The following is a 23,217-nucleotide window of genomic DNA, read 5'->3' as shown; positions in this document are numbered from 1 at the left end:
CGATCTCTTTCTTCTGCGGGAATTCAAAGCTACTGTGTCTGCTGGCAGATGATGATCTTTTATCGTGAAAAAGTATAAGACTTAATTTACGGATGAACCACCCATTTGTCAACCATGGTACTGCACGTAACTGCGTCGTGCGCGCTAAGAATGCCCAATTTTGCATTGGTTGACTGAAGCCGCTCTTCATCCGCTGTAATTTCGGAAAGATGTTAAAGCCACCGAGAAGCGAACTTGTTCTGAATAATATCAGCCGACTTGGCGTATGGTGATAGGGGACTCATTAAGGATTTTTTCATCATGGTTCCTTTGAGGCTATTGTAAAGAAGTTTACCATGATAGATTCGTAAAACCTCAATCGTAGTAGGTAATTACTCAAGTTCTTTAGGTAAGAACTGAACAGCCGTAGGTAAAGTCTCAAGAGTTGCAGGTGGGAATTCGCAGTCCGAATGCTTTCACGGAATCGTTTCATAACGCCGCCATCGGTGGTATACTAATGGCGACAAGAACGATAAAAGCCATCCGGCGGCAACCGGATGGCCCAGCGGTACGGTGCGGTATTGAGACCTGCCCGACGCTACGATCAATCAAAAAATGACCTCACTATCGAGCGGCTATCTCAGATGGGGGTCATTTTTTTTGTTTCGCTTCCATAACGGTTGCGATCAGTGCTGCAAAAGCAACTGCAAACATGAGTCCCTCATAAACGGACATCTGGCCTCACCCCCTCTCGGCGGGGAGTGGGCAGACCACCCTTCGCAACCGTACCGCTGTCCCAAAATTATACCATTTACTGATAAAAAACTTACTAGGCAAAGAGTAGTTATTATTATTTTCTGCAAAGGAATAAAGTAGCATTTTTGTATAAGGATTGTTTCTCTTTTCGTATGCAAAGAGGCTGATTTCCCTATAGATTGGTAGGGGAAGAAAGGCCAGAACTCGATTGTTGTCGAAATATGGAACTCGGGAAGAAGGTGATCCAAGTGGATGCCTTCTTTTTTGTTTCATAACTAACTCTATTACTGAGATAGTATTTTTAGTCCGAATGACTCTATCTAAGAGTATTTTTAATTGTTAAAATTTAATAACACCTAGAGCCGGCTTCTTTTGAATCTCATAAGAGGAGGGGGAAGAAATGAAGCATGATGTTCGCGTAATTCCTCACACGGTGATTCAGCAGGAAGAGTCAGTCAAGGAAGTGCCAAAGGGTGTTGAGCTGATACAGGCGCCAAAGATCTGGAGTGAAACCAAAGGCAAAGGCGTGAAAGTCGCTGTCCTGGACACGGGCTGTGATACCACTCACCCTGATCTGGAAGAACGGATTATCGGCGGCCGCAATTTCACAAATGATGATCATAGCAACCCTGAGATTTATAAGGATTACAACGGGCACGGCACGCATGTGGCCGGAACGATCGCTGCCCGGGAAAACGATGCGGGGGTTGTCGGGGTCGCACCGGAAGCGGACCTTCTGATTGTGAAGGTGCTGAACCGGAACGGGTCCGGTCAATACGAGTGGATCATCAAGGGCATCCATTATGCGATCGAGCAAAATGCGGATATCATCTCGATGTCCCTCGGCGGACCGGTGGACGTTCCGGAGCTGCATGGTGCTGTCAAAGCGGCTATCAGAAAGGGGATTCTCGTTGTTTGCGCAGCGGGCAATGAAGGGGACGGCGACCATTCCACGGATGAATTCGCCTTTCCCGGCTGCTACAACGAAGTGATCAGTGTCGGGGCGGTCAACCTTGAACTGGACCCGTCCGAATTCACGAACTCCCACAATGAAGTGGACTGCGTGGCACCCGGTGAAGAGATCCTCTCCACTTATCTGAATGGGAAATACGCCACCTTGAGCGGCACATCGATGGCCGCCCCGCACGTCTCCGGTGCCCTGGCATTGATCAAAGATTATGCAAACCGTCATTTCGGAAGAAAGCTTACAGAACCTGAGCTGTATGCTCAACTGATCAGGCGGACGGTTCCGCTCGGCAATTCACCGAAGCTGGAAGGGAACGGACTCGTCTACCTGACTGTTCTGGAACATCTGGAAGGCATCTTTGAACAGAAAATCAGAGCCGCTGTTGCCTCATGAACGTTTCGATCCGGAATGAAATCTATTACGATACGGAAAAGGACCTGAAGGTGCAGGAGGACTACTACAGCGAAGTGGATTTCGGAAAAGAAAACCTCCCGGAACAGATTCACTCGCTGCTCCTCGGCACCCACACCCGCCCATTGAATTATTCACCGCACCAATACGTCTATCCCTGGGTGGACCTGCAGGAAAACGGCAAGCTGAAGAGCCTGTACTCAGGTGCCAGCCTCGACCCCATCGAGACCATCAATCAGGATCTGAAGCTCCTGCAGATAATCCGTCAGGGAGGGGTCATCGCCAGCGAGAAACTCATGTTCAATACCGAGCATGTCGTGCCCCAATCCTGGTTTGATGAAAAAGAGCCGATGAGGGGAGACCTCCATCATCTGTTTGCCTGCGAACCAGCCTGCAACAGCATGAGAAGCAACTATCCGTATCATGATTTCGAGTCGTATGTTCCTGAATTCCAGGCGGACAAGATCCGGAGCGGCTGCGGAATGGCGGAAGAAGGCAAATTCGAGCCCGAATATGGGAAAGGAATTGTTGCTCGGGCTGTCTTCTATTTCGACGTGAGGTATAAAGATGGATTTCGGATGGAAGACAAGATGGACCTGGAGCTGCTGCTGAGGTGGCACGAGGAGCATCCTGTGGATGTTTATGAAAGACACAGAAATGCGGCCATCCAGGAGCTTCAGGGAAACCGTAACCCGTTTATTGATTTTCCGGAGCGGGCGGGGGAAATGCTTGGCATATAAAGAGAGAAGGCGCCCATTGCGGGACGCCTTCTTTTTTTATTTGGTTTCCATTGGCAGTGAGGGATCGTTGGCCCATTCAGTCAGTGAACCGTCATAAACGGATACATTTTTCTGTCCCAGTTTATTTAGAATCATTCCGGTCCAAGTGGCTGCAATGGCGCTGCCGCAATACGTGATGACTTTCTTGTCCGGGTCGAGTGCGCCGACACTTCCGAAAATCTCACGAAGCTTTTCATCGTCATAAAGTTCTTTTGTATCCGGGTCGGAAAGCGCGCCAAAGAATACGTTGACACTTCCGGGAATATGACCGGGTCTGTCGTAAGTGATTTCATCTCCGCTATAGCTTTCCGGTGATAAACTATCCAAGATGACAACATCTTCATCGTCGATTGCCTTTAGGACATCCTCTTTCGTGACAAACAGTTCAGGCCTTCTTTCGCCCGTAAAATTCCCTTTTGGATAGGAACCGGGCTCTGTCGTCACCGGACGGCCTTCTTCCTTCCACTTCGGAAAACCACCGTCGAGAACCGCAACATTGTCAAAGCCTTCATATTGGAGTTGCCAAGCAAGGCGCGATGTCCAATCCGATGCGATGACTTCAGGGATATTGACGATCGCCCCCTGGTCATAGACGACGACATAAGTGCCCTCGCCGACACCCAGCTCACTGATCTTCTCTACAAATCTCTCGCGGGAAGGGTGGGTAAAGGGAAGATCTGCATCCGGGTCCGAAAGCTCCTTATGCAGGTCAGCAAATACGGCACCAGGGATATGCCCCTTTTCATATGCTTCCTCACCCGACCATACGTCATAATACCCGCCCTCTTCAGGGTGTTTCAGGAAGGTCGTAGCATCCAGCAATCTCAGGTTAGGATCATCCAATCTTTCCGCAAGCCATTCAGTCGTTACAAACTTAGGTACGTTAAGCATTTGGACAGCTCCTTTAAAACAGATTTATTTAATCGGAATTAAAAATAGCGTAACACGCAGTTATGCTTCTTTCAAACGAATCACATCTAGAATAAAAAGGAAAGCGACCATTGCGGACGCTTTCCTTTCAGTCTTTGTAGTGGACCAGGTCATACGGGTAATAGGGGACGTCTTTCAGTGTTCTACCAGGAGGTCGTTCCGTGGTGGAAACCGTGGGCCGGCGGTACATTACTTGGATGGAACTATAACTTTATAATCGCTAGGTATATGTAAAACTGTTTCGTAATATTGAGCTTTGGTGTATTTGTCTGAGATATCTTTCTCAATTGTTTTATAAGTTATATAAGCTTTGTCTATCTGTTCTTTTTGTACAATTGCTTGGAGACGCATCTTTTGTTTGATACTGTCTAAGTCCTGACTCTTAGAGATTTCGACTACTATCGGTTGTGTACCCTTGTTCATATATATAGATTTAATCGTATTTTCATCATCATTATTTAAAACCTGAGAAAAGTCCTCTATGTTTTCTTTTGTTTCTGGCAACGACTCAATGTAAGCATTCAAATAATTTTCTTCCCATTTCTCTTCATTCATAGAGAAATTATATTCTTTTATTGTGTAGGTTAAATAACCTGTAACAGCAAATAAAATAACTAAGAAAGAGAAGCTATAAATCCAACCTTTCAGAGAAAGGGCTTTTTTCTCTTTAAATAAAAAAACAATAAATGCAACGGTTATGAAAATCCAGATCGCTCCTGCGATTATAGCAAGTGGTGCATTAGAAAGAGCGGATACTTCTTCCTGTACTTTAATTACATCTTCAATATTAGGCACATCTACACTCCTGAATGTTGTTTTTGAACTGTCCCGTTTTTGGTGACTTTGAGGGTATTTTTGGATTATATCTTTTTATTTTCCCATTATCTTGAAGGTTTGCTGGCTTGTCCATACCTAGTTGTCCTTCCAAGCACGGTTTTATGTGCATTACGTAGTCATAAAAAAAGCACCCATCTGGATGCTGATAATGATGTTAATATCTTGCTAATACCTATGCATGCTAAAACAACTACTGCTTATTGTACTAATTTGTTTGTACACTCAACTAAACGGGTTACCCGTTGCATGAAGCCTTCTTGTAGTGGACCAGGTCATAAGGATAATATGGAACACCCTTCATGCTGCTATCATCGATTCCCAAAATCTTCACTACAGCCCCGCTTTCAAAGCTCCAATACCCACAGTAAATAGCATCCCGGTGGTTATGGGTATCATGCCAGCCGGCATGCTTGTTGCCGTCATACCAGTACTTCTCTAGGTATTCTTTTAATATCTCTGGCTGCGCTTGTTTGTTACCGCTTTTAATGACATCAAGAAGTCTGTCGTAGGGAACTTCAACCCTTGCTGAACCTTCGGGTGTTGAACTGCCTTGGATCACCAACTCAATGATAGGATTTTGAAGGTCATGCTTCCTCACCAGGTCTACGAGTCGGCTGAATAACTCGTTCTCCATCTCCAGCATGACACCAACGGAGAGCACCCAAAGCATCTGTTCAACATCTCTGACGATCCACGTTTTCTCCATCGATTCGATCAGCGGGGGCATCAGTGCTTCGATTTCTTCTATTGGCCGCCCTGCGGAATACAGCGCCCTCAGCTTTTTGAGATATCGGTTATTCAAGATGGAATAGCCATTGTGAACACCGGGATCGTCAGCACCCCGGGCTTGTTTTACTTGTTCAATCGCCAGTTGGAATTGTTGAATGCTGTCATCCGCCCAGTTCAGATAATCCTCAAAATAGCGTTCGTCTTTGATGAAGTCGCGCATTCTTCATCCCTCCTGGCCGGTGTCTCGGGGATGGACCATATCATATGGGTAATAGGGGACATCCCTGAGAATCTGGTCATCCAAACCAAGGATTTTGATGATCGCCCCACTTTCAAAGCTCCAGTAACCGGGGTAAATGAGGTCGTCGTCAAGGTGGGAGTCATACCACCAGGCATACTGATGGTCCTTGTACCATTCGTTCTCCAAATAGGATTTCAGTTGGGTGACCTGCAGGTCAGGGCGATCTCCATCAATGATCGGGTGGAGCTGCCGGAGCGGTTGTCCAAATAAGGATGAAGTCTGCCGGGGCTTTCGTGTGTTCAAAAGGAATTCAATCAGGGCATCCCGGCCGGCGTAGGTCTCGGCCAGCCGTTTCACTTTGGAGAATAACGGTTCTTCGATCTCCAGCATGATGCAAATGGACAACAGCGAGACAGTTTCCAGGTAATAGTCGTAGCTTTCGATGGCGTGAGGTTTCCAAGTTTTCTCCATGAGGTGGATAGTAGGCGGAAGGGTATCCTGAATCTCCTCCAGCGGAGCACCTGCCGAATACATTGAGAGCAGTTTATTGAAATAAAAGCCGCTGAGGGATATATAGCCGCTCTGGACCCCGGGGTCGTCCTCGCCACGCTCGCGAACGACTTTCTCCACCAACTCCTCGAATTCTCGGATAGAGTCGTCTTCGAATGCCAGTTTTTCCTTGAAAAAGGCTTCGTCTTTCAAGTGGTCTCTCATCTCATTCATCCTCTGTAGTGAACCATGTCATACGGGTAATAGGGGACGTCCTTCAGGCTGCTATCATTCAGATCTAGTATCTTCACAATTGCGCCGCTCTCAAAGCTCCAATATCCCCGGTAAACAAAATCATCAATGGCATGCGTGTCATGCCAGCCGGTGCCTTCGTGGGCCGGGTACCAGTCGTTTTGCAGGTATTGAGCGAGGTGCATGACGGAAGTATCTTTGTCGGACGCCATGAGGACATTGGCTAATTTTGCGTAAGGCCGGTCCATAAGAAAATGGCTTTTTCCGCTCACCGAACCGTTCATCAGGAAATCCATCAGCTTGTCATGATCCTGATAAATTTTGGCAATCCGTTTGATCCTATTCATAAGCCCTTCCTCGATGTCCAGCATGATCCCAATGGACATCAGCCAAAGGCATTCATTGTAGTAATCCATGTTCCGGTTCACCGAAGGGGTATAGGCTCTCTCCATGATCCCGACAACTTCAGGGAGGAATCCGCGAATTTCATCCAAAGGGCGTCCCGCCGAATACAGCGCAATCAGCTTGTTGAAATAAAGGACTTCCAAATAGTTGACGAGCGTGTAGACGCCTTCACCGTCAGGCCCTCTTTCTGCAATTAAAGCCTCTGCGGCACGTTCGAACTTTGTGATTCTGGCATCGTGATTATCCAAAAACCCCTCAATATAGGCCGTGTCCTTGTATCCGTCTCTCATACCACTCATCCTTTGTAGTGCACCATGTCATACGGGTAATAGGGGACGTCCTTCAGGCTGTTGTCGTCCAACCCCAAGATCTTTACAATCGCTCCGCTCTCGAAGCTCCAGTATCCATGGTAGACAAAATCATCGATCCCGTGGGTATCATGCCAGCCGGCGATGTCGTGCGCGGGGTACCAGTGATGTCTCAGGTAATCTGCGAGTTTCTTTACATCTTGATGGGTGCTAGTGATGACTCCATATAACTTTGAATAGGGCCGATTAATAAAGAACTTTGTTTTTCTCGATTTCATATTTCTGTTCAAAAGAAATTCAGCCAGTGCATCCTGGTCGTGATAAATACTTAGCAACTGTTCTATTCTGGACCACAGTCCCTGGTCGACTTCCAGCATGATTCCGATGGAGGAAAGCCAGATGGTCTCAACATAGTAATCGTAAGACTCGTGAACCAATGGATCTTTGGAGCGTTCCATGCTGTTCACCACGTCTGGGAGGAAGTCCTTGACTTCATCAAGAGGACGGCCGGCTGAATACATGGCGATCAGCTTGCTGAAATAAAACACATTCAATGCAATAAATAACGAGTGAACACCCTTATCCTCGGCACCTCTTTCTTCGATAAGAGTGGCTGCCACGTTCTCGAATTTCTCAATTCTTGCATCGTGAAAGTCCAAAAAACCTTCAAAGTAATCAGCGTCTTTCATGTGGTCTCTAATCAAATCGAATGCACTCCCAGCTCAATCTATGTAATGAACCATGTCGTACGGGTAATAAAGGGCATCCTTCAGACTCTCATCATCCAGCCCCAGTATCTTCACAATCGCGCCGCTCTCGAAGCTCCAATAGCCCCGGTAAACAAAGTCTTCTTTGTGGTGGGTATTGTGCCAGCCGGCATCCTCGTGTCCCTCATACCAGTCGTTTTCCAGGTATGCCTTTAACTGATTAACCTGATCCGATGAATCACTGCCTGTCATCACATCCCAAAGCTTCAGATAAGGCTCGTCCAGGAAGAATTCCTTGTTTTCAATCCGGCGATCCAGGAGGAAATCAATTAACGCATCCCGATTCCGGTAGGTCTCTCCCAAGCGCCTAAGCCGGTCCATCTGCTTCTCATCAAGCTCGAGCATGTAGCCGATCGACAGCATCCAGACGCACTTCATGTAATAATCGTAGCTCTTGATTACCGATGGCCTCCAAGCTTTCTCCAAGTTATCGATGACTTCCGGGATAAACTTCTTGATCTCATCAATCGTGCAGCCCGCTGAGTACATGGCAATCAGCTTGTTGAAATAAAACACGTTGAGTGAAACAAACCCGCTCTGAACTCCTTTATCATCGGTACCTCTTTCAGAAATGATCGTTGCCATGGCATCCTTGAACCTATTGATCTGCATTTCATAAAATTCTAAGTAACCTTCAAAATACGATTTGTTCTTGCGGGTATCTCTCATCTTTGGCCCTCTCGTTTCTTGAAATGCACCATGTCATACGGGTAATAGGGGACGTTCTTCAAACTGCTATCATCCAGATCCAAGATCTTCACAATAGCTCCGCTCTCGAAACTCCAGTAGCCGGGATAGATTATGTCATCAATTAAGTGGGAATCAAACCACCATGCCTTGCCATGGCCTTTATACCAATCATCCTCCAAGTATGATTTTAGACTGAGGACCTGCTGAGCAGGGTCGGTACCGCTGATGATCGGCAGAAGGTTTTTGTAGGGGCGGCCAAACAAGAAGGTGGACTTGGGGCGTGAATCCCGAGGGTTCAGCAGAAAATCAACCAAAGCATCCTCCTCATAGATCATTGCCAGCTGTTTCACACGGGAGAGCGATGTCTCGTCGATCTCCAGCATGACTCCTATAGAGAGCAGCCAGACCACTTCAAGGTAATCGTCATAGTTTCCAATTGCATTTGTAGGCCGGCTTCTTTCCATCAGATCGATCAGCTTTGGAAGGGCGTCCTTGATTTCATGAAGCGGGCGTCCGGCAGAATACTTGGCAATCAACTTGCTGTAAGAGTAAACACTCAGGGAGTTATAGGTGTTATCGACACCTTCATCGCCTATTCCGCGCTCGTAAATTAACTGTTCCACTAGATTCTCTAACTCACCGATTGCGGAATGATAGTTTTCGATGTAATCCTTGAAATAGCCTTCATCCTTCATACGGTCTCTCATCATATCTATTCTCCTTAACCAGACATCCGTTACCAACAGTTTACCATTTGGAGTTTTGGCCAGTAGGTATAGTGGAGAAGAAATAAAAAAGAAAAGCGCCCGTTGCGGACGCATTCTTTTCAGTCCTTATAGTGAACCATGTCATAGGGGTAGTAGGGAACGTCTTTCAGGCAACTGTCATCCAGCCCGAGAATCTTTACGATTGCACCGCTTTCAAAGCTCCAGTATCCGGGGTAGATGATGTCATCATCATGGTGCGCCTCATACCACCACGCTTTTTTATGCCCCTTATACCAATCATTTTTCAAGTAGGATTCTGGCTTCTGGGTTTGTTGTTCAGAAACATCGCCATGAATGACCGGCAGAAGTTTTTTGTAAGGCAACCCAAATAAGAATGTGGAGTGATGAGGCTCCCATCCAGAACGACGGGAATTCAGAAGGAAATCAACCAAGGCATCTTGCTCCTTATAAACCTGGGCTAACTTCTCCAGCCGAGCGAACAGTGAATCTTCAATTTCTAACATGATTCCGATGGCCAGTAGCCAGACCGTTTCCAGGTAATAGTCATAATCCTTAATGACGCCGGGATCCCAGGTTTTCTCCATGGAATCGATTAGCGGTGGGAGAATATCTTTAATTTCATCCATCGAATACCCGGCAGAATACAAAGAAATCGCTTTGTTGAAATAGTATCCACTCAACGAAATGTATGCACTGTAGACACCTCTATCGTCAGCGCCACGCTCATTGATCAGCTGCTCCGCCAAGTCCTCAAACTCCACAATTGCGGAATGATGTTGTTCGATATAATCCTTGAAATAATCCTCGTCTTTGAGGTGGTCTCTCATCAGCATCGATTCCCTTCAATTAGCTTGCAATACCATTGGAGTTAAGGGTATCAGTGCTGTCTGAGAAGTGAGCGGTGGCAGGGTCTTTTAGAGGAAGGACTTGAAAAAGAAAAGCGCCCATCGCGGACGCTTTTCTTTTAGCCTTTATAGTGAACCATGTCATACGGGTAGTAGGGGACGTCTTTTAGGCTGCTGTCATCCAGTCCGAGGATCTTTACGATTGTCGGCAAGTACTGCTCTGTGGCGGCGCAGGTGTGCATTAACCCCGTAAATCATCCGGTGGAGCGGGTCACCCAGCATCATATGACGTACCGGCGCCGTTCGTACGTTTTTGCAGATACGGATGACGAGGAGATTTTTGATTGGCGGCGTTCCCACCGGGTGAAGATCGGCCATGATGTCTGGATCGGCCACGGTGCAATCATCATGAAGGACGTCACGATCGGGGACGGAGCGGTGATTGCATCAGGAGCGGTGGTGACGAAGGATGTGGCGCCGTATACGATCGTCGGCGGGGTTCCGGCGAAAAAGATCAAGGACCGTTTCCCGAAGGAGATCGCGGACAAGCTCCAGCGGATCGCCTGGTGGGACTGGCCGAGAGAAGTGATCGAAGAGCGCTTTGAGGAACTCAATGACTTGGAGCGATTTTTGGAGAAATACGGTCAATAAAGGGAACGGGTCCGGAAGCAGCATTTCCGGACCCGATTTGTTTTGGGTGGAGGTGGGGATTTGCTCCCTATTCGTAGTGATTCAACGGGGTGGAGGTAGTGATTCAGCCCCCTATAGGTGGGGACTCAGAGGGGGTGAGGTGGGGACTCGCCTGTATGCCCTCATACCGAAGGCCCCTAATACATAACTTTTACAAAAAGTAAAAGATTATTTGACTAATGCTAAAAACCTACGTACTATTGCACTAATAACTTCCAATCTCTCAAGAAAGGATGATTTCATGCTATACGGCAATACACCATGTTTCCTCGATGCGAAGAACATTTCCAAGTCGAAGGACACCACGGATATCGACGCGGTTGTCTACGGGGTGCCTTGGGAAGGTGCGGTGACGTGGGGGGATTACACGGGCTGCGAGCTGGGGCCGAAGGTGATTCGTCTGGCGTCGGGACGCTACAGCGGCTATCTTCCGGAACTTGACCATATCGATGTGTTTGAGCATATCCGTCTGGGGGACGCCGGGGACATCGATGTCGTGCCGGCGGATGTAGAGGAGACGATGGACCGGATTTCCGGTTTCACCTCAGAACTCTGGAAAAGCGGCAAGTTCCTGATCGGGCTCGGCGGCGACCACGGGATCACGTACCCGATCATCAAGTCGCTCACTGAGACGACAGGCAAGAAGGTCGGGATCATCCACCTGGATGCACACTATGACAACATGCCGCATTATCAGGGTGACAAGTACGCCCGCTCCACGCCGTTCGCGCGACTGTATGAACTCGACGGCGTGCGCAATGAAAGCCTGATCCACACCGGCATCCACGGACCGCGCAACAAGCCGGACAGCGGGAAGATCGCGCGTGATGCCGGTGCGGTCACGCTGACGGTCAACGATATCCGGGGCCGCGACCTGAAGGAACTCGCAGATGAAATCTACGAGATGGCAAGCAAGGACGTCGACTGCGTGTACCTGAGCATCTGCAGTGATGTGCTCGACTTCGCCTTCAACCCGGGCGGACCGGTCGACGGCAACGGCATCACTTCTTATGAACTCGTCACGCTCGTCCACGAGTTCACGAAAAAAGGCATCATCGGCATGGACTTCGTCGAAGTGTACCCGCAGCAGGACGCCAACCAGAACTCCGCGCACTTCGTATCGACAGTCGTGCTGTATGCACTCGCGGGCCATGCGCTGCATCAGCAAAAAAAGCAGGAAAGCAGCAGCCAGGAGACGGTCAGCTCCAGAAGCTAATAAAACAGAACAGGTGAAATCATGACAGCCAAGGAACATCAGGACATATTCAACCGCTACATCCCGATCGCCGACATGATCGCAGCGACGTTCGGCAGCCGCTGCGAAGTAGTGATCCATAATCTGAGCGACCTCGAGTCTTCCCTCATCTATATCACCGGGAACGTCACGGGCCGGAAGATCGGCGCGCCGACGACCGAGGTGATCCTGAAGGAACTCAAGAACCACGGGGACGAGATCGAAGACATGCTCGGGCAGGTCACCCGGACCGAGGACGGGAAGTTCATCCGGACGTCCACATCGTTTATCCGCGACAGCCGGGGCAAGGTCATCGGCCTCATGGGCATCAACTTCGACATCTCGGCATTCGCGGAGATGGATTCCGTTATCAGCGAGTTCACCGCCGGGATGAAAGATCAATTCGCCCCTCCTAAAGAGTCCTACGCTCAGACAGTCGGAGAGGTGTTCGAGAAGCTGATCGATGATGCCCTGAGTGAAGTCGGCGTCCCGATCGAAAAGATGAAGAAAAGCGAAAAGGTTCGGTTCGTGAAAAAGCTCGAGGAAAACGGCGTGTTCCTGATCCAGGGGGCCGCCGAACGCATCGGCGCGGTGCTCGGCGTCACGAAACAGTCGGTCTACAACTATCTGGACGAAACCCGGTGACGGCCCCAAAGGCCGCACCGCCTTCGGCAAAGTTGAAAACGCTTTAGGGGGAAACTATCAAAAGGGGTGGAAGGATGGAAACAACCGTAAGCAAATCGGAGGCTCCCAGAAGGGGACTGGTGGAGCGGCTTAAATCCATCGGTCCGGGAATGGTCATCGTCGCAAGCTTTATCGGACCGGGTACGGTCACGACGGCGACACGGGCCGGGGCTTCGTTCGGATATGCCCTTCTCTGGGCGGTCGTGTTCTCGATTCTCGCGACGATCATCCTGCAGGAAATGAGCGCACGGCTCGGCATCATTACGCAAAAGGGCCTAGGGGAGGCCATCGCCGAGCAGTTTTCCAATCCGATCATCAAATACGGGACGATGACGCTCGTCATCGTGGCCATCACCGTCGGGAGCACCGCCTACATCACGGGCGACCTGATGGGCGGCTCCACCGGCCTGTCGATCCTTACCGGGCTGCCGCAGAAAGTAATCGGCCCCGTGCTCGGCATCATCATTTTGTTCCTGGCACTGAAAGGGTCCTACAAGATTGTTGAGAAGTTCATGATCGGGCTCGTGCTTGTCATGGGCATCACGTTCATCACGACGATGATCGTGGTCAGGCCCAACATCGGCGAGGTGTTCCAGGGGGCCTTCCTGCCATCGATTCCGTTGGGCTCGATCATCACGGTCATCGCATTGATCGGGACGACGGTCGTGCCGTATAACCTGTTCCTCCACGCCGCAACGGTGAACGAACGATGGAAAAGCCCGGACGATCTGAAAGAATCGCGCAGGGACAGCATGATCTCGATCCTGATCGGCGGGCTGATCACCGCGGCCATCCTGATTACCTCCGCGACGGTGATGAAAGGCATGACTGTTGAAAGCGTCGGCGACCTGTCCATCCAGCTCGAGCCCGTGCTCGGCAGCTGGTCATCCGCCTTCATCGGAATCGGATTCTTCGCGGCAGGTTTGTCCTCCGCGCTCGCGGGTCCGCTCGGCGCCGCCTACACCATCTCCGGCCTCCTCGGCTGGAAAAACGGCATGAAAGACAAACGATTTAAAGCGGTATTTGCCGGCATTACGGTCTTCGGCATCTTCTCCACACTGACCGGCTTTGAAGTCGTCTCGGTCATCATCTTCGCTCAGGCGATCAACGGGATTTTGCTGCCATTCATCGCGTTCCTTTTGCTCGTCATCGTCAACAACAAAAAGCGCCTCGGCGGCTACGCCAACAACCTCACTCAGAACATCATCGGCGGGGTTGTCGTGATCATCTGCGCGGGACTCGGTATCTACAGCCTGGTCGATGCGATCGGGGCGTTTCTTGGATAAAAGCATAAAGGAAAGCCCGGACGGATTCCCGTCCGGGCTTTATTGGGGTTGGTGGAGATTCAGGCAAGTTTGGTAGGAGCTCAGTATAGAGAAGGTGGGAACTCGCACCCCCCTTCGTAGGGATTCACACCCCCATAGGTAGGAACTCACGATTCCTTGCCAAGTCCCTCTCTTATGCTTCCGTTTCCTGCAATCTTCCTCTGAAATCCTCTTTTGTTTCCCTTTTCTTCTGCTGTAACCGAAGAAACAGATTGTTTAAAAGTAAGGATACGATAATGAAAACTGTGCCGATATAATCATAAGCTGTGACGCTTACACCTTGGGAAATTTGAATGACTAGCGTTGTGACGGGCACAAAGTTAAGAAATAACAACCCATTCAACGGTGTGATGACACTTACGCCATAGTTCCATCCCACCAGTGCGATCACTCCAGGGAAGATGACCATAAATGCAAGATGCGGGCTTGTAATGGTCAATGTTTCAACGGTTGGAAATGAGACATATCCTGTAAGCGTTACACCAATCACGACAACAGCCGCAGTAGCCGTTCCGAGCAAACAGCTCAAAGTCGAATAGCGCAATGCAGACCAGCCATCGTTACTGAATCGGGTTCCACCCATCGTGTACACTACCCACCCAACGACTGCGATAAAGATCAATAAAGATGGAATGATTGCATTTGAAGCTGAGAAGAAGGCGCTGAAATCGCCTTTTGTTACGACTAACGATGCGCCGACAAACCCAAGAACTACACAAAACATCGTAAATGCATGAGGTCGTTGCCTAATGAACACCCAAGCAATCACAATAGAAATCATAGGCATTAACGATTCCATAATCGAAGCAATCATCGTACCCGGATCACCCAATAAATCCTGTCCCCAGAAAATCAGCAAATTATAAACCGCAAAGGCCATTGTTCCAAAAAACCAAAGGAGCCGGCCCTTCCCTTCAAAACGGAAAGCTTCCTTCCCTTCCTTCCAAAACAGCCATACAACTAAAATAATCGTTACAAAACCATACCGAAAAAGTGTGAAGTAAAATGGGTCGATATGTTGAAATGCGTGATTCGCAACTGGAAACATGGCTCCCCAGGAAACTGCGGAAATCAGGCATAACATAGCGGCCCATACTACGGTGTTCTTCATGATGTTCTATCTCCTTCAACTCTATTAAATCACAGGTTCGATATCTCTCAAAATGAACAATAACGATGCCTGCCATCTCGATTAGTGATATCATAAGAAGGAGTATATTGAAGGAATGATCATATGGAATTTAAAGACTTAGAGATTTTTCAAATGGTTGCACAAAAAGGTACAGTTACCGATGCTGCAAAAGAATTAAGTTATGTCCAATCCAATATCACCTCAAGAATTAAAAAACTTGAGACTGAAATGAATACAGCTCTTTTTAACCGTCATAGTCGTGGAATGACATTAACGCCGGAAGGAAAAAAACTTCTTGTTTACTGCGAAAAGATCCTTGCACTGACAAATGAAATGAAGAAAGTCGTTCAAAGTAAAACTGAACCGGCAGGCAAACTTGAAATCGGGACTGTCGAGACCGTTATGAAATTGCCGGTTATACTGGCTTCTTATAACAAAAAGTATAAAAACGTAGACTTATCCCTCTTCACTGGTGTGACTCATCAACTCCAAAATGATGTGCTGCACCACCGTTTGGACGGTGCTTTCGTGACAGAAATCGATCACCATCCTGAACTGGTTTCCCATGATGTTTTTCAAGAAGAGCTTGTCCTGATATCAGACAGTACGAAGACTTCTTTGGATCAACTAAAAGAAGAACCGATTCTTTGCTTTAGCGAAGGATGCGGCTACCGGGCACGACTGGCAAAGTGGTATCAAGATCAAAACATCACACCGCAAAAATTAATGGAGTTCGGGACATTGGAAACGATTTTGGGGAGCGTAACAATGGGACTGGGCATTACGTTCGTTCCCAAATCAGCTGTTGCCCATCTGGAAGAAAGAGGAATCGTGCACTGCCATTACTTGCCTGAAAAATATAGTAAAGTCAATACAGTATTCATTAGACGGAAAGATGCCTATTTAACGTCCACACTCGAAAAGTTCATCGAAACATTTGAACGGATCGGCGAAATGGCATACCCGCTCGCGAATAAAAAAGTCCTCAGTACTTGAAAAAGTATCTGAGGATTTTTTCAGTGATTACTGGGGTGACGTAGTAACTCGCACCCGATTGGTAGGAGCTCAGTATAGGGGAGGTGGGAACTCGCACCCCCCTTCGTAGGGATTCACACCCCCATAGGTGGGAACTCACTAAAAAGGAGGAGTGTCCATGCACTCCTCCTCCAACATTACTTAGCTGCTTCACTTGCCAGCCATTCATCCTCAGAGTACACATCAATCGTAGCCATAGCCTTCTCTCCTGATAATTTATAGAAACTAAAAATGTCCCATCCGCTTCCCTTATCGGGAGGCGTTTTTTTGTGCGGAATAGGTTGTGATTCCAGTTATTGAGTGGTCCGAAAGTTCCGAAAAACGGACCTTCTTTATAGTATAATAGAATCAAAAAGGGGGAGATTGAATTGGGTGTTGAAGAAGAAAAGTATATGGAGAAAGCATACATAGAATGGCTGTTGTCCGACCTGGGGAAGGTGCAGTTGGCAGGGCTGGCTTTTCTGGTCGACTCAAAAAAAACGATGAGCCAATATGAAAAATTACCGGAAGGATTTCTTAAAAATCATCTACTTAAAGCGAAGACGAGAAAGTTCCTGAGGGATAAGAAGTTCTTGCTTCCGTTGTCATTCTTGGTGGATGAACCGCAGAGGGAGTGGACAGCTGAAGAGTTGATTGAGGCGGCGGATGAGCATGGCGTGCCGGCATCCGCAAAAGCCGCCGCCCTGTTCAGCAAGAATTTTCACGAGGAAGCCTATCTTCTGTATGAGCAGAGAGACCAGGCACCCGAACAGCAAAGCTCGGTGACAGATACACCGGAAGCGCCTCCTTCTGCACCTGCGCAGGACCAGGAGAAAAGTAATGACAAAAAAGTAGAAAAAAAACTCCAGAAAAAGATCGATAATCTCAGGCAGGAAAATGATGCGCTCCAGGCGGAAGTGCGGAAGCTGAAGGAAGAGATCAAAGACCGGACGGCGGAATGGATCCAGCAGGAAAACCGGCTGAAGCAGGAAACGGCGGAAGAAAAGAAACAGCGGATCCAGGCCGAAGAAGCACTGGAGGCCGAAAAGGCGGCCCGCGAGAAGGCGGAAAAGATGGCTGAAGAAATGAATGCACTCAAGTCCGAACTGCATGCCAGGGAACTCTCGGCGGCACCGCCGGAGAGCGCAGCTACTTCCGACGGGGACGCAATCAGGCTTGCCTTCATCGGCGATCCCCGCAACAGGAAGCTGGTCTCACAGCCGGGTCTTGAAGTGGATGTCTACAACCTGGATACGATCGAGCAATATCTGGAGCAGGCGTCTTCCTATGAAAAATGCTATTACCTTTCCTATAAGATCGACGAGGTCGAATTTGAAATGAACGTGCCCGCAGAGTACCGGGCATCGATCATCACGGTGGAAAACTTCAAACAACTCAAAGACAAGATGGGAGAACTAACGATATGAACTTGAACTGGGAACCGTATGCACTTGGAGTATTGGCTGAAGACGGCTATGCCACGAATTACTACTCCTCCATATTCGTCAATAACGCAAATGATCTGCAATGTTCGATCCGCATCATCTCCGGCATGCCGAACAGCTTTCCGAGCAACCAGAGGACGGTGACGGTATATGGAACAGAGTTCGAAGAACATGGCTTCGAGGATGAACACTTCGACCGGACCTACCGGATCAACAGCCTGAAGGAGTTCCTCAGCGACATGCTGCTGGTGTTCCAGGTGGACCGCAAATCCACGCCGCGCGGGGATTTCTATAACGCCCGTAACATTCATCTAATCCCAAAAAAGTCCTCTTTCCAGGAGGACATGAGCTTCACCCCGATCCCGCTGTTCATGGAAAAGAAGCAGCGGGCATCCGGACAGGACACGCCGTGGGAGCCGTTCGTCAAAAATTTGGTCGAAGGCACCTATGTCGGTCGCAATGACCATATTTCCAAAGAACTGGACGACACGCCGGGCTTCCTGCTTTACCGGACAGCCCAGTCCGAATACTATGCAGCCGGGGAGTTCGACAGCCATCACCACGCACACGGAGGATTCAGTTTTACAAGTGAGGAAGGGGAGATCCGCCATGCGGTGATCAGCCGCGAGATCACGGATGAGATCTACTTCTTCCAGGACGTGGCGTTTGTCGGGCTGGACGAGGAAAGCCGTATTCTCGCAGAAGTCCGGTCCGGCCGGCCGATCACGGACATCACCGGAGCGCCCCAGCCGGCAGCCCGGGAAAATGCCGCGGTGGAAGCGGCGGCGACGATCCTACAGGAGAAGGCGGCAGCACCAGTTGCCACAGCCACTTTGCCGGCAGTAGAAAAACCGGCCGTCCCGTCCGCGGCAGCGCCTGAAGCGGAAGAAAAGGCTCCGGAAGAACTGTTCATGAACCAGTTCATCGCCGAAACAAAAAGGATGAACCTCGTCTACAACCTGGAGGATCTGTACAACTTCCACACGTGCGTGAAGTCCGGCAGCCTGACGATCCTTGCCGGCATGAGCGGAACGGGCAAGTCCCAGCTGATCAATGCGTACCAGCGGGGCCTCCACATCGACTCCGGGAAGTTCCTTATGATTCCGGTGAGCCCGACATGGACCGACGACACCGACCTGATCGGCTACCCCGACATGATGAACAACGTCTACCGCCCGGCGGAGAGTGGCCTTGTAAATCTGCTGATCGAGGCGGATAAAAACCGGTCCGAGACGTTCATCGTCTGCTTTGATGAGATGAACCTTGCGAAGGTCGAGCATTACTTCTCGCAATTCCTGTCTGTGCTCGAGATGGAGAGGGGCCGGCGGAAGCTGAAGCTGTACAACCGGGACCTCCAGAACAAATTCTACAATGGCGACTATTATCCCCCCGAAGTGCAGATCGGGGAGAATGTCATCTTCACCGGTACGGTCAACCTCGATGAAAGCACCCACCAGTTCAGCGACAAGGTGCTGGACCGGGCGAACCTCATCAAGCTGGACGTCATGCCGTTCCGCCGTCTTCTTGAAGAAGAACCGGCCGGGGAAAAGGCGGAACCGAAGCTGAAAACGTCGTTCGCCGTCCATGAATTCGTCGTCCAGGACAAGAAAATCGGGCTGACCGGCGAAGAGCTGGACTTCCTATGGGACGTGCACGAAGCGCTCCGGGAGCTGTCGGACAACCAGGGCATCGGGCCGCGGATCGTCAAACAGATTGATTCGTACCTCAAGAACATCGGAAACCTTCCGGATTGCCCGATTGACCGGGGAACCGCATTTGACCTGCAGTTCACCCAGCGGGTCATGCCGAAGCTCCGCGGGTCCGAAGACCTGCTTTCGCAGCTGATCGGACGGTATGACCATGAACGGAAAACAGCCGGACAATCCGTATTGACCGAACTGTTCGATCAGTACGGCGAGGTATCGGACTTCACCCGCTCACGCCGGATGGCTGCCGAAAAAGCGAAAGAGCTGATGCGCAATGGCTACGCATTTTAACGTCAGATTCGTCGAACGGTACGGGACAGCCGAACACATCGTGGAATGCGACCATTTCCGCAAAATCGGGGAAGAAGGGTATCTGACGGAGGAGCGGCTGCTCACGGAAAACACCGTTCTGGAGATTGAATTCCAAGCACCGCCGGGGACGAAGCTCTACTTTGACGGCCTGGACCAGATGGAGCGTGCCTATGTCGAGGAGGACGGCGACGGGCTGTATTTGCGGCCGAGGGATACCCCCTACGTCCTGTACAACCCGAACATCCGGAATAACAGCCCATATCCGTTCATCCCCGGCACGTACTTCCTGAAGGTGGTCACGCCGGAAAATGAAGAATTTGAAGCGAGGACAAAGGTGACGACAAAGCGGGTGACGGAAGACCAGCACAGCCTGATGATTGATGAAATCGAGGACGCCGTCCGCGGGTTGTCACGGCATGCGCTCAGGAAGCGGAGCATCTACAGCGTGGCTGCGCTTGATATTTTCGGGCCGGGCCGAATCGATGAGTATTCGGTGATCCTGTCCAACAAGGAGAAGATCATCTCCGGCCTGTCGTTCATCAGGAAGACCCGGCGCTACTCGGTCGTGAAGCGCCATCCGGTCATTCCGAGAGCCAAGGCGAAGAAGATTGATGCCAAATCGGTCAAATACCTGATGATGCACCCGGAACAGCAGAGCACCATCCAGGCGCCCGTCTCCCACCTAACTTACGATGTGCCGGAAAACCGCTGGGTCAAAGGAATCGCCCAGCTATTGCTCCGATACGTCAATGAGATGGCAGCCTGCTTCCTCACGCCCTACAACCCGAACTACGACCGGGTCCGGGCAAGAGAACTCCGCCAAGAGCTTGCGGTGATCGAGGGCCACCTGACCGACTTCCTGCATGACCGTTGGATGGCAGATGTCCAGGCGACCACTTCCGGTCAGATCCCGATGGCCCTTTTCCAGATCGGGCCCTTCCGCGTGTTCCTGCAGATCTATCAGCATCTGAAGAAAGGCGGCCGCCCCGACGTGTCACAGCCAAGACTCCAGTTTCACCACAAGCGGTCGGACCTGCTGTATGAAATCTGGGGTTATATGAAAGTGGTTGGCTTCCTCCGGAACGAAGGCTACGGAGTCGTGAAAAACTGGTTCCGGACGGACGGTTCCACCTTGGACGACACGATCGTCCATAACCGGGAGGCCTCGGATTACGTCGAACTCGTCAAAGACGACACGGTCATCCGAGTGTTCTATGACGACCAACTGCCGAGAAGAAAGCGGGACCTGAACCCGTTCAAGACGCTCCAGACGATGACGAAAAACCGGCCAGACTGCCGCCTGGATGTCTGGAAATCCGGCAAGTTTCTGGGCACCCTCATCTTGGACTTCAAATACCGAAGGAAAGATTATCTTTGGAGCGAGGCCCGACTTGAAAAAGGGACACCGCTTGCTGTCATGACCCAACTGGAGGCTTACGCCCAATCCATGCAGACCGACACCAAACAGCTGAACGGCCAATTCGACCCCCTCATCAACGCCCGGCCAGTCACCGAGGTGTGGGCGGTCTACCCGGTAAAGGGAGAGCATCCCGGAAAGACAAAGAAAGTCGAAGACTATGATATCCACCTCGTGGAACTGAGCCCCGGCTCGGACCATGGATATTTTGGAGAAAAGCTGATGACTGCTATCGGCAAGATTCTGGAACGGGGAGCCACCCTTAATGGAGGAACAGGCGCATGAAATACGTAGAGCTCGACTTCACACCGCAGCTGGAAAGGACGATTCGGAAGAGGGAAGAGTCGCTGGAGAAGCTGCTGAAGGAAACAATGGACAAGTACCTGCCCCGATTTGAGGAAAAGGGGATGGATCTCGATGGCGAATTGGAGCGGAGAAAGGACGAGCTGTTCGAACCGGGGTATGAATCCTCGCTCTCCCTGGCGGTACTTGACCGCGACGGGGAACTGGAAGAGCTTCACATCATCGACATCTGGGCCTGCCGCCGTGTGTTCCTCGGCCTGTGGGTGAGCCTCCCGTTGCCGGGAAGCCGCATCACCGGTGAACTTCTTGATGAAACGGATGAAGAAATCAGGATGGAGTTGGAGGAATTCCTGCAGGAAAGCCTTGAAGACGAAGACGAATAAAGCCACCTGAACCGAACCCTATAAAGCGGACAGCTTAATAAAAGACCCTGCTTATGCGGCGATGAGATGACTCCGGTATTGTGCCGGAGTCATCTTTTTTAGATTCCATTGATATCGGTGGTTGTTGTACTCGTAAACATACTCATCCACCAGTAGTTTGAGCTCATCGAAGGTTTGGCATTGCCTGTAGTCAATTTCATCTTTCATATGACCGAAGAAGGATTCCATCGGCGCATTGTCCCAACAATTTCCCTTTCGGGACATTGATTGTTTGATGTTCAGGTCCTTGATGCGTTTCTGATACTCGGGATGGGTGTAGTGGAACCCTTGGTCTGAATGAAGGACGATTTCCGGATGAAGATTCTCTCCAAGAGCTCCTTCAAGCTTGTCCAGCGTCCGGTAGACGATTGGCATGGAAAGGCTGGTCGTCAGTTCATGGACGAGGATTTCCTTGGTCGCCGCATCCTTTATCGTGGAAAGGTAGGCTGGCTGGCCTTTGCCGTGATACAGATAGGTAATATCAGTCAGGAGGACCTTGCCCGGCTCATCCTGTTGGAACTCACGATTCAGGTGATTAGACACCGTACGGTGTTCCTGCGTCGCCTTCGCCATCTTCCTGTAGGGATGGGCTCTCCGGATTCTGGCATGAAGGCCGAAGAGGCCAGTGAGGCGAAGGATTTTCTTGTGGTTCATGACTACGCCATATTCATTCCTCAAAATCATATGTAGGGTGCGGTATCCTGCTTTCCCTTTCTTCCGTTCCTGGATCTCGATCAGTAGAAGGGCATCCTCATAATCCGCCTCCGCACGGAGGTCGCGTGAATCACGGCGGATCAGCCATTCATAGTAACCCTGACGGCGGACTCCCGCGACCCTGCATAGATAGGCGACGGCTCTCTTGAGCCCAAACGTCCGGATCACTTCTTCAATCAATGCATATTTCTCTCCCGGTGTAAGCCTTACTTCCTCAGCCTCCTCTCGGCTGCCTCTAACTTTTTTAACAATTCCAGTTCAGCCTCTAGATACTTGATCTTAGCCTGTGCCTTTTTCAGTTGTTCTTCCGCAGACAGATCTCGTGTTACCGGCCGGCCAGTGCTTCCGCGGCCCCGACGCTCAGACAACAGTCCTTCCTCGCCAAGGGCGTCATACGATTTCCTCCATCGCTTTAGCGATTGTTTAGGTATATCCGTCCCAATCTGCTTGGGATCCAACCCTGCCTCCAGGAAGATTTCGTATGGCGTCTTGCCTTCCTGATAGGCCTTCACGGCGTTCAATTTAAATTCAGGCGAGTATTGTATGGTCTTATCCGTTACATGAAGGACATTGGGATTGTCCTCGAGAAGTCGGCGAATGGATTCATTGATAGGTTGGCGGCTCATTGAAAATCTCCTCCGTTCAACTTTGTGTTCAGTATAGCGGAGTTTTTGACCACGCAAAAACCCCGAACCGGGACTTTTTT

The 23,217-nt window shown here is 50.0% G+C and carries 22 protein-coding genes and 1 pseudogene; 11 read left to right on the top strand and 12 right to left on the bottom strand.

Annotated features, from left to right (window positions below):
- Positions 1-1,135 precede the first annotated feature (1,135 nt).
- Positions 1,136-2,095, top strand: coding sequence for a S8 family peptidase (locus tag DZC51_RS06060; RefSeq protein ID WP_157294485.1), 960 nt, complete (start codon positions 1,136-1,138; stop codon positions 2,093-2,095).
- Positions 2,092-2,853: an endonuclease I family protein gene (locus DZC51_RS06055; RefSeq protein WP_157294484.1), complete on the top strand. Its 762-nt coding sequence runs from the start codon at positions 2,092-2,094 to the stop codon at positions 2,851-2,853. The genes DZC51_RS06060 and DZC51_RS06055 overlap by 4 nt, the downstream gene beginning before the upstream one ends.
- Positions 2,854-2,889: 36 nt before the next feature.
- On the opposite strand, the gene DZC51_RS06050 is transcribed toward DZC51_RS06055, so the two are convergent.
- From DZC51_RS06050 to DZC51_RS06005, 10 genes and pseudogenes are all read right to left on the bottom strand, one after another.
- A complete protein-coding gene (locus DZC51_RS06050; RefSeq protein ID WP_157294483.1) occupies positions 2,890-3,783 on the bottom strand; it encodes a sulfurtransferase in 894 nt (297 codons plus the stop codon).
- 228 nt (positions 3,784-4,011) lie between these two features.
- Positions 4,012-4,617, bottom strand: coding sequence for a hypothetical protein (locus tag DZC51_RS06045; RefSeq protein ID WP_157294482.1), 606 nt, complete (start codon positions 4,615-4,617; stop codon positions 4,012-4,014).
- Positions 4,618-4,894: 277 nt separating this feature from the next.
- A complete protein-coding gene (locus tag DZC51_RS06040; RefSeq protein WP_157294481.1) occupies positions 4,895-5,608 on the bottom strand; it encodes a PoNe immunity protein domain-containing protein in 714 nt (237 codons plus the stop codon).
- Positions 5,609-5,611: 3 nt separating this feature from the next.
- Positions 5,612-6,343: a PoNe immunity protein domain-containing protein gene (locus DZC51_RS06035; RefSeq protein ID WP_157294480.1), complete on the bottom strand. Its 732-nt coding sequence runs from the start codon at positions 6,341-6,343 to the stop codon at positions 5,612-5,614.
- 5 nt (positions 6,344-6,348) lie between these two features.
- Positions 6,349-7,065 carry a PoNe immunity protein domain-containing protein gene (locus DZC51_RS06030; protein ID WP_198304072.1) on the bottom strand — a complete coding sequence of 239 codons (717 nt, stop codon included), beginning with the start codon at positions 7,063-7,065 and terminating at the stop codon, positions 6,349-6,351.
- 5 nt (positions 7,066-7,070) lie between these two features.
- Positions 7,071-7,787: a PoNe immunity protein domain-containing protein gene (locus DZC51_RS06025; RefSeq protein WP_157294478.1), complete on the bottom strand. Its 717-nt coding sequence runs from the start codon at positions 7,785-7,787 to the stop codon at positions 7,071-7,073.
- Positions 7,788-7,805: 18 nt separating this feature from the next.
- Positions 7,806-8,519 (bottom strand): PoNe immunity protein domain-containing protein, encoded by a 714-nt coding sequence (locus DZC51_RS06020; protein ID WP_157294477.1) that lies wholly within the window; start codon positions 8,517-8,519, stop codon positions 7,806-7,808.
- Positions 8,516-9,247 carry a PoNe immunity protein domain-containing protein gene (locus tag DZC51_RS06015; RefSeq protein WP_157294476.1) on the bottom strand — a complete coding sequence of 244 codons (732 nt, stop codon included), beginning with the start codon at positions 9,245-9,247 and terminating at the stop codon, positions 8,516-8,518. The genes DZC51_RS06020 and DZC51_RS06015 overlap by 4 nt, the downstream gene beginning before the upstream one ends.
- A gap of 119 nt (positions 9,248-9,366) precedes the next feature.
- Positions 9,367-10,101 (bottom strand): PoNe immunity protein domain-containing protein, encoded by a 735-nt coding sequence (locus tag DZC51_RS06010; RefSeq protein ID WP_232524070.1) that lies wholly within the window; start codon positions 10,099-10,101, stop codon positions 9,367-9,369.
- A gap of 131 nt (positions 10,102-10,232) precedes the next feature.
- Positions 10,233-10,316: pseudogene (locus DZC51_RS06005) on the bottom strand (PoNe immunity protein domain-containing protein); the annotation flags it as partial.
- 31 nt (positions 10,317-10,347) lie between these two features.
- Here DZC51_RS06005 and DZC51_RS06000 point away from each other — a divergent pair.
- From DZC51_RS06000 to DZC51_RS05985, 4 genes are all read left to right on the top strand, one after another.
- Entirely contained in the window at positions 10,348-10,764 is a 417-nt protein-coding gene (locus tag DZC51_RS06000) for a DapH/DapD/GlmU-related protein (protein WP_370513676.1), read from the top strand.
- A 280-nt stretch (positions 10,765-11,044) separates the two neighbouring features.
- Positions 11,045-12,019 (top strand): agmatinase family protein, encoded by a 975-nt coding sequence (locus DZC51_RS05995; RefSeq protein WP_157294474.1) that lies wholly within the window; start codon positions 11,045-11,047, stop codon positions 12,017-12,019.
- 21 nt (positions 12,020-12,040) lie between these two features.
- A complete protein-coding gene (locus tag DZC51_RS05990) occupies positions 12,041-12,682 on the top strand; it encodes a helix-turn-helix transcriptional regulator (RefSeq protein WP_157294473.1) in 642 nt (213 codons plus the stop codon).
- 74 nt (positions 12,683-12,756) lie between these two features.
- Positions 12,757-14,007 carry an Nramp family divalent metal transporter gene (locus tag DZC51_RS05985; protein ID WP_157294472.1) on the top strand — a complete coding sequence of 417 codons (1,251 nt, stop codon included), beginning with the start codon at positions 12,757-12,759 and terminating at the stop codon, positions 14,005-14,007.
- Positions 14,008-14,179: 172 nt separating this feature from the next.
- On the opposite strand, the gene DZC51_RS05980 is transcribed toward DZC51_RS05985, so the two are convergent.
- Complete coding sequence (locus DZC51_RS05980; RefSeq protein WP_157294471.1) at positions 14,180-15,157, bottom strand: DMT family transporter; 978 nt, start codon at positions 15,155-15,157, stop codon at positions 14,180-14,182.
- Between the two features lie 123 nt (positions 15,158-15,280).
- Here DZC51_RS05980 and DZC51_RS05975 point away from each other — a divergent pair, with 123 nt between their 5' ends.
- The 5 genes from DZC51_RS05975 to DZC51_RS05955 all read left to right on the top strand — a co-directional run bounded on the left by DZC51_RS05975 (position 15,281) and on the right by DZC51_RS05955 (position 21,758).
- Positions 15,281-16,174: a LysR family transcriptional regulator gene (locus DZC51_RS05975; RefSeq protein WP_157294470.1), complete on the top strand. Its 894-nt coding sequence runs from the start codon at positions 15,281-15,283 to the stop codon at positions 16,172-16,174.
- Between the two features lie 407 nt (positions 16,175-16,581).
- Positions 16,582-17,619, top strand: a complete 1,038-nt coding sequence (locus DZC51_RS05970) for a hypothetical protein (RefSeq protein ID WP_157294469.1) — start codon at positions 16,582-16,584, stop codon at positions 17,617-17,619.
- Entirely contained in the window at positions 17,616-19,634 is a 2,019-nt protein-coding gene (locus DZC51_RS05965) for an McrB family protein (RefSeq protein ID WP_157294468.1), read from the top strand. Before DZC51_RS05970 ends, DZC51_RS05965 begins: the two co-directional genes overlap by 4 nt.
- Positions 19,618-21,357, top strand: a complete 1,740-nt coding sequence (locus DZC51_RS05960; RefSeq protein ID WP_157294467.1) for a DUF2357 domain-containing protein — start codon at positions 19,618-19,620, stop codon at positions 21,355-21,357. The genes DZC51_RS05965 and DZC51_RS05960 overlap by 17 nt, the downstream gene beginning before the upstream one ends.
- Positions 21,354-21,758 carry a hypothetical protein gene (locus DZC51_RS05955; RefSeq protein ID WP_157294466.1) on the top strand — a complete coding sequence of 135 codons (405 nt, stop codon included), beginning with the start codon at positions 21,354-21,356 and terminating at the stop codon, positions 21,756-21,758. The genes DZC51_RS05960 and DZC51_RS05955 overlap by 4 nt, the downstream gene beginning before the upstream one ends.
- A gap of 51 nt (positions 21,759-21,809) precedes the next feature.
- Here DZC51_RS05955 and DZC51_RS05950 read toward each other — a convergent pair.
- Positions 21,810-23,137 (bottom strand): IS3 family transposase gene (locus DZC51_RS05950; RefSeq protein WP_370513675.1). Its coding sequence is split into 2 segments (ribosomal slippage): positions 21,810-22,750 and positions 22,750-23,137, totalling 1,329 coding nucleotides; the frame shifts between segments, so codons are not numbered across the junction.
- Positions 23,138-23,217 lie beyond the last annotated feature (80 nt).

The sequence above is a fragment of the Bhargavaea sp. CC-171006 genome (assembly GCF_009761675.1).
Classification (GTDB): Bacteria; Bacillota; Bacilli; order Bacillales_A; family Planococcaceae; genus Bhargavaea; species Bhargavaea changchunensis.
Note: the sequence above shows the minus strand (reverse complement) of the source record. Positions and strands in the feature narration are given on the sequence as shown.